Source organism: Lacinutrix sp. (assembly GCF_037625555.1).
Classification (GTDB): Bacteria; Bacteroidota; Bacteroidia; order Flavobacteriales; family Flavobacteriaceae; genus Lacinutrix.
This window is the reverse complement of the sequence record NZ_JASJHV010000068.1, coordinates 22,302-28,540: the sequence shown is the minus strand read 5'-3', so window position 1 is coordinate 28,540 and position 6,239 is coordinate 22,302. Positions and strand designations below refer to the sequence as shown.

Genomic DNA, 6,239 nt, shown 5'->3' with positions numbered 1-6,239 from the left:
AAATACACATGTGTCTAAAAATAAAAATTATTTAGTACAGAAATTAAAGAGTCTAAAGCAGATAAAATGATTATCAAGCCACTTAATGGTTTTGGTGGTTCTGGTGTGATTTTAATTAAAAAAATCGGCCATGAATAATATTAATTAATTGTTAGATTTCTACATTAATAGTGGAGATGGCACTTCAAACTATGTTATACTTCAAGATTATATAGAAGGAGTAGACCAAGGTTATGTAAGAATATTAATGCTTAATGGTGAGCCTATTGGAGCAATGAAACATGTTCCTGGTTCAGATGATCATCGCTCAAATGTATCTGCAGGTGGAAGTATTGCAAAACATACACTAACTAAAGCAGAAAAAGCGTTATGCAAACAAATTGGTCAAAAATTAGTTAAAGATGGATTGTATTTTGTTGGTATAGATGTTATTGGTGGAAAATTAGTAGAAGTAAATGTTATGTCTCCAGGTGGTATAACTTACATGAATAAAGTATATAAAAATAAGGTTAAAATACAGGAGAAAGTAATTGATTTTTTAGAAAGCAAAGTGATAGATAACTTGCAAGCTTTCGATAGACGTTCTCGTTTACGTAAAAGAGTAGAAGAAGCATAGAAAAGTAATACTATTATTAATTTACTTGTATGATTTAAAATGTCGCAAATTAAAGAAATAGATAATATAGTTTCAGTTGAATGGTTGCACAATCATATTCATGATAAAAACCTTTTGGTTTTTGATGCTACAATTTCTAAAGTTATTGGAGATATTTCAGCTTTAGCAAATATCAAAATACCTGGAGCACAATTTTTCGACATTAAAAACAAGTTTAGCATAAAAGATGCTCCTTTTCCAAATACTATACCATCAACTCAACAGTTTAATGATTCCGCTCAAGAATTAGGTATTAATAACGATTCTATCGTTATTGTTTACGACGATCATGGTATTTATTCTAGTGCAAGAGCTTGGTGGTTATTAAAAACCTTTGGGTTTAAAAACGTTGCAATATTAAATGGAGGTCTACCAGAATGGAAAGCAAAAGGTTATATCACAGAAGTAAAACAGAGTCCTAAATCTTATAAAAAAGGCAACTTTAAAGCTATTTATAACCCAAATAACGTAGTTTATATAGAATCTCTTGATGAAATTTCAAAAGATAAAAACTTTAAAATAATAGATGCAAGGTCTAGTGATAGATTTAATTGCGTTGTTGCAGAACCTCGAAAGGGATTAAGAAGTGGAACGATACCTTCTTCTTTAAATTTACCTTTTAATAAAGTTTTAAATGACAACAAGCTAAAACAAAAAGAAGAGCTAAAATCTGTTTTTAATAAACTTACAGAAGAAAACCAACATTTAGTATTTACTTGCGGCTCTGGTATAACAGCTTCGGCTTTAGCATTAGCAGCAACATTAGCTGGATATAATAATAGTGTTTACGATGGATCATGGACAGAATACGGAACTTTAAAAATTTCATAATTATGGACAAACCGAACCAATGGAGTAAAAAAGAATTAATTGCCTATATACTTTTATATTTAGCAAATTCAGATTTAGATCAAAGTAGCGAAGAAAAAGAATATATAATCTCTAGAGTAAATGAAGAAACTTTTGCGAGTGTTCATAAAGAATTTGAAAGAGATAATGATTACCAATGCATTCAAAAAATAATTACAAGCATCGTTTTTTGCTTTAATTCACTTTAACTTAAGCCTCTTTTTATTCTATTTGGTTTTTGGTATTATAACAGGTTATTTTGTTAAACGAACAGGAGGTTTACTAACTGGTATTGTATTTCATGCAGTAAATAATTTTGTTGTAACTGTTTCTCTCATCTATCTTAACTAAATAAAGAAAAGTCTCAAAGCTAATATAAGTTCTGTTTCAGTAACCATTAACTGAAGATTCTAAAGTCTATACTAAAAACCTTAAAAGAGCTTACTCGTTCTTAATTCACAGGAATTAAAGTAAACCAACTATATTTTACTTTGAGACTTTAACACCAAACAAATCTTTTTTATTTAATTTATGAGGCATAACAATCTCAAATCTTATAAAAGTAGTTTTATTTTATATTAGCATGTATAGGCAATGAGTAAACAGTACTTTTTAGTGAGTGATTACAACATTTAGATAAGATAACATAATACAGATTATAATATTTTAAATATTTATACTAAAGTGGTGTAGTAGCGTTACTAATTTATTTAACCAATAAATTTTGCTTTTAATTCTGGAGTAGGAATCCAACACGACTCCTTTTTACCATACCATTTATAACGGTTTTTTGCAATAAAATCGTAAACCCAATTACGAATAAAAGCAGGAACAATTAAGAAAATAAATAATAAATTTCTTGGAAACCCTAAACTTTTAGCCACATGTAATGCTGCAGTAGATTTTATTTTTAACGATTCTTTTTTTGGAGAATAAAGAAGAATAGAATCAGTTTTTAAAGGATCTATTTTAAAATGTTTTATAATTTTTTTACCAACATCACTCTGCAAAGCAGCAAACATGAAAACATTATTTTTATCATGAGTAATAGCATATTGTACAGATGAACTGCATAGGTTGCAAAGACCATCGAATAGTATTAATTTTTTATGTTTTGGTACTTCTTTTATCACAATGCAAAAATATGAATTATTTATATTGTATTTCTATTTCTTGACTGCTTCAACCAGTTCTAATAAATCTACATTAACATTGGTTGTAAATATGCCATAATTAACAATTGCTTTATCTTTCTCTAACGCATCTATACTACCTACAGCACGACCATCATGCATCCTCACACGATCTCCAATTTTTAAAACAGGCTTAGGCTTTTCTACTGGAATTGCTTTTTTATTAGCTTCCTTTTTCTTTTTCCTAATAACATCTACCTTTTTTTCGGCCTCTTTTTTAACCTGTACTTCTTTTATTTTTTCTGCTTTCGCTTGTTTTGCTGATACTTTTTTACGTTTAGAGTTTTCAATTTGCACTAAACGAAACAAATCTGCCATTAATTCTCGCTTTTTTTTATCGTTAAAGTACTTTTTAGAAATATCGTTAACCTTTTGGCCTAAGTAAATTAAACGCTGATTACTATCGTATAATTCTTGATAGTTTTCTAGTTTTTTTTGAATCTTTAAATTAGTTTCTTCTAGTTTTTCTGCTTCAGAATGTTTTTTTTGTTCGTTCTTTTTTAAAGACTCTCCAGTTTTTTCTAATCTTGCTCGCTCTTTTTGAAGTTTTGCTATAGTAGCATCAAAACGCACTTTAGAACGTTCAATCTTCTTTTTAGAACGGTTTATCAAGCTATATGGAATTCCGTTTTTCTGTGCTACCTCGAAAGTAAACGAAGAACCTGCTTGACCTAAAGCTAGTTTATACATTGGCTCAAGCGTACGCTCATCAAACATCATATTAGCGTTAATCATTTCTGGCTTTTCGTTTGCTAGCATTTTTAAATTAGCATAATGCGTAGTTATAATGCCAAAAGCATTTCTAGCATAAAATTCTTCTAAAAATGTTTCAGCTAAAGCACCACCTAATTCAGGGTCTGATCCTGTACCAAATTCATCTATTAAAAACAGCGTATTTTTGTTTACTTTCTTTAAAAAGTAATTCATCTGTTTTAATCTATAACTGTAAGTACTTAATTGGTTTTCTATAGATTGGTTATCACCTATATCTGTTAAAATACGGTCGAATAATGTTACTTTACTACGTTCATGAACAGGAATTAGCATGCCACTTTGCAACATTAATTGCAACAAACCAACGGTTTTTAAGGTAATACTTTTTCCACCAGCGTTTGGTCCAGAAATAACAATAATGCGCTTGTCGTTATTTAACTCAATAGATTGCGGAAACGTTTTCTCTTTCTTTTCTTTATTACTTAAAAAGAGTAGAGGATGGTATGCATCACGCAAGTACATTTCTCTATTCTCACTAATTTCTGGTAAAATACCATCCATAGATCTCGCATATTTTGCTTTTGCAGAAATAACGTCGATTTCTATTAAGAATTTTTGGTATTGCTCTATTAATGATAAAAACTGACGTAAGAAATTAGTAACTTCTTTTAAAATTCTTACAACTTCTTCACCTTCTTCGTATTCTAAATTATTAAGTTCTCTGGTGTGTTGTAATGTAGTTTCTGGTTCAATATAAACTATACTTCCAGTTCTACTTCCTCCCATTATTGCACCTTTAACTTTACGTCTATACATCGCTTTTACAGCTAGTACACGCTTGTTTTCTACCACAGATTCTCGAATATCGTCCAAGTAATCTAGATTATGGTATTGGTTTAATGCCGAAGTAAAACTAGAGTTAATTTTACCTTTAAGTTTGTTCATGGTTTGCCTAATCTCACGCAAAAGCGCAGAGGCATTATCTTTTACATCTCCAAAAGGATCTACAACACTGTCTATTTTTTCTATAAGTGCAGTCGTAACTTCTATACGTTGCGAGAAATGTTTTAGGTTTGGATAGTATTCTTCAAACTTATTTAAAAACTTAACAATCTCGTTTGTAGTTAACGAGATAGAAATAATTTTCTTTAAACTGTGTGTTTCTAAATAGGTGTTTTCTATACGTAATAATTGTAACTCTTTAGTAATAGCATCGAAACCATGATTTGGTATGCGGTTATCGTTATAAAAAGACGACACATATTCATTGGTTAATTGCAACGCATTAAGTAATGCCTCTTTATCTTTAAAAGGTTCTATTATTAAGGCTTTTTGGTTGCCTAAATTCGAGACACAGTATTCGCTAATTTGTTCTAAAACAGTTGCGAATTCTAAATCTTGAAGTGTTTTTTTGTGAATATTAATCATAGTATTTCCCACGACAGTGGAAATCTCATTCTTTAAATACGTTTTCTTTTTCTTAGCTGCACAAAGTTACGCAATAGGAATGGAAAATAGAATTTTGTTTTTTGAAGTACTTATTAATAGTAAATGTAAGTACTTTATTTACTTCTGGCGAAGTAAATTCTACACAAAATTATTTTAAAGCAGGTAATTATTTACAGTCTAAAGAAAGTAATCACTCTAATTCTAATACTTTTGGTTTGGTTGGTATTAAAACTTTGACTGTCTCGCATTAAAAAGTTTACTCAATTTCTTTTATATTAAAGTCGGCAAATAAAACCTCTTCATCTCTAAGATCTTGAGCATTAATTAAACTTCTGTAAATTCCCCATTTAGGTCTTACAAAAGTTCCACCTGCTCTCCAATTAATAATAGCATTGTTAGCATACGAAAATAGAATTGTACCATCACTTACTTTTTTTATTGCAATGTCGTACGTTCCAGATGTGCTATATTTTATTGTTTCGGTAACTTCTAACCAAGTACCAATTAATGGTGCTAAATCTGTTTGTGCCAAAGTAATTTGAGAGTCGGTTTCTGCATAACGAAGTTCAAGCCTATCTGGAGTTCCTTTTCTACTTGTTAAAGTTTACATAGGCATACTTTCAAATGCACCACCAACAGACTTTAATTGATGTAAATGTGTAAAATTTGGGGAGGATTGAAAACCATCATTTAATTTAAACTTCCATTTATAGACTACTATTTCATCTTCGATTCCTAATAAATTATCTGGAGATTGGTCGTAGGCTTTTATTTCATTTCGTTGTCTATCGAAATTAGTACAGCGATCGTTATCTGGAGTTGTATGCAAATAAAAACGAAATACGTTTGCGTTTAATTCGCTATCAAATAATTCATCCATATGTTCACCAAATGCATTATGGTTACAATCTGGTGTTTCTATTGGGTTTTGTCCTGGAGCTAAAACTGAAGTAATTAAACTATAAGTATTTCCTGGTCCATCTGCAATTAAACTAACGCCTTCAGGAGTTGAGATTACAATCTCTTTTTCAAGTTGAATTGTTACAGTGTTATTAGAAGGATTTGAACCGATATAAGACCCTTGAAATGCAGATTTAAAACCTATTGAAGCAGTAAATTGTGTCGTATCGGCATTAAAAACACGTGCTTTTTCAGTTTTGTTTATACCAGCAGTTCCATAACTGTAACTTAATGCATTATTAATTTTTTGAGTTAAATCTCTACTATCAATCCAAACCATTACATTTTGAGATGATGCTATAGAAATATCTGTACTCATTGGGCTTGCGTTTACAGCGTCGTCGCTTTTATTACAACTAGTTGTAAAACATAGAAGAATGATGATTACGTTAATGGTCATAGCTTTTTTCATATTATAT

Annotated in this window: 7 protein-coding genes and 1 pseudogene; 4 read left to right on the top strand and 4 right to left on the bottom strand. The window is 30.1% G+C overall.

Going from position 1 to position 6,239, the window contains the following annotated elements; all coding sequences use genetic code 11:
* The 3 genes and pseudogenes from QNK89_RS05645 to QNK89_RS05635 all read left to right on the top strand — a co-directional run.
* Positions 1 to 616: pseudogene (locus QNK89_RS05645) on the top strand (glutathione synthetase); the annotation flags it as partial.
* 39 nt (positions 617 to 655) lie between these two features.
* Complete coding sequence (locus tag QNK89_RS05640; protein WP_340170052.1) at positions 656 to 1,486, top strand: sulfurtransferase; 831 nt, start codon at positions 656 to 658, stop codon at positions 1,484 to 1,486.
* Positions 1,487 to 1,488: 2 nt separating this feature from the next.
* A complete protein-coding gene (locus QNK89_RS05635) occupies positions 1,489 to 1,713 on the top strand; it encodes a hypothetical protein (protein WP_340170051.1) in 225 nt (74 codons plus the stop codon).
* A gap of 501 nt (positions 1,714 to 2,214) precedes the next feature.
* Here the strand turns inward: QNK89_RS05635 and QNK89_RS05630 are convergent.
* Together QNK89_RS05630 and QNK89_RS05625 are read right to left on the bottom strand one after the other, a co-directional pair.
* Positions 2,215 to 2,637, bottom strand: coding sequence for a DCC1-like thiol-disulfide oxidoreductase family protein (locus QNK89_RS05630; RefSeq protein WP_340170050.1), 423 nt, complete (start codon positions 2,635 to 2,637; stop codon positions 2,215 to 2,217).
* A gap of 33 nt (positions 2,638 to 2,670) precedes the next feature.
* On the bottom strand, positions 2,671 to 4,839 hold the full coding sequence (locus tag QNK89_RS05625) for a DNA mismatch repair protein MutS (RefSeq protein WP_340170049.1): 2,169 nt from the start codon (positions 4,837 to 4,839) through the stop codon (positions 2,671 to 2,673).
* A gap of 101 nt (positions 4,840 to 4,940) precedes the next feature.
* On the opposite strand from QNK89_RS05625, the gene QNK89_RS05620 reads away from it, so the two are divergent.
* Entirely contained in the window at positions 4,941 to 5,111 is a 171-nt protein-coding gene (locus tag QNK89_RS05620; protein ID WP_340170048.1) for a hypothetical protein, read from the top strand.
* Positions 5,112 to 5,116: 5 nt separating this feature from the next.
* Here QNK89_RS05620 and QNK89_RS05615 read toward each other — a convergent pair whose 3' ends face one another.
* Positions 5,117 to 5,392: a hypothetical protein gene (locus tag QNK89_RS05615; protein ID WP_340170047.1), complete on the bottom strand. Its 276-nt coding sequence runs from the start codon at positions 5,390 to 5,392 to the stop codon at positions 5,117 to 5,119.
* A 72-nt stretch (positions 5,393 to 5,464) separates the two neighbouring features.
* The gene (locus QNK89_RS05610) at positions 5,465 to 6,232 is read right to left on the bottom strand and encodes a hypothetical protein (RefSeq protein WP_340170046.1); all 768 of its coding nucleotides are present in this window, start codon (positions 6,230 to 6,232) and stop codon (positions 5,465 to 5,467) included.
* Between the last annotated feature and the right edge of the window lie 7 nt (positions 6,233 to 6,239).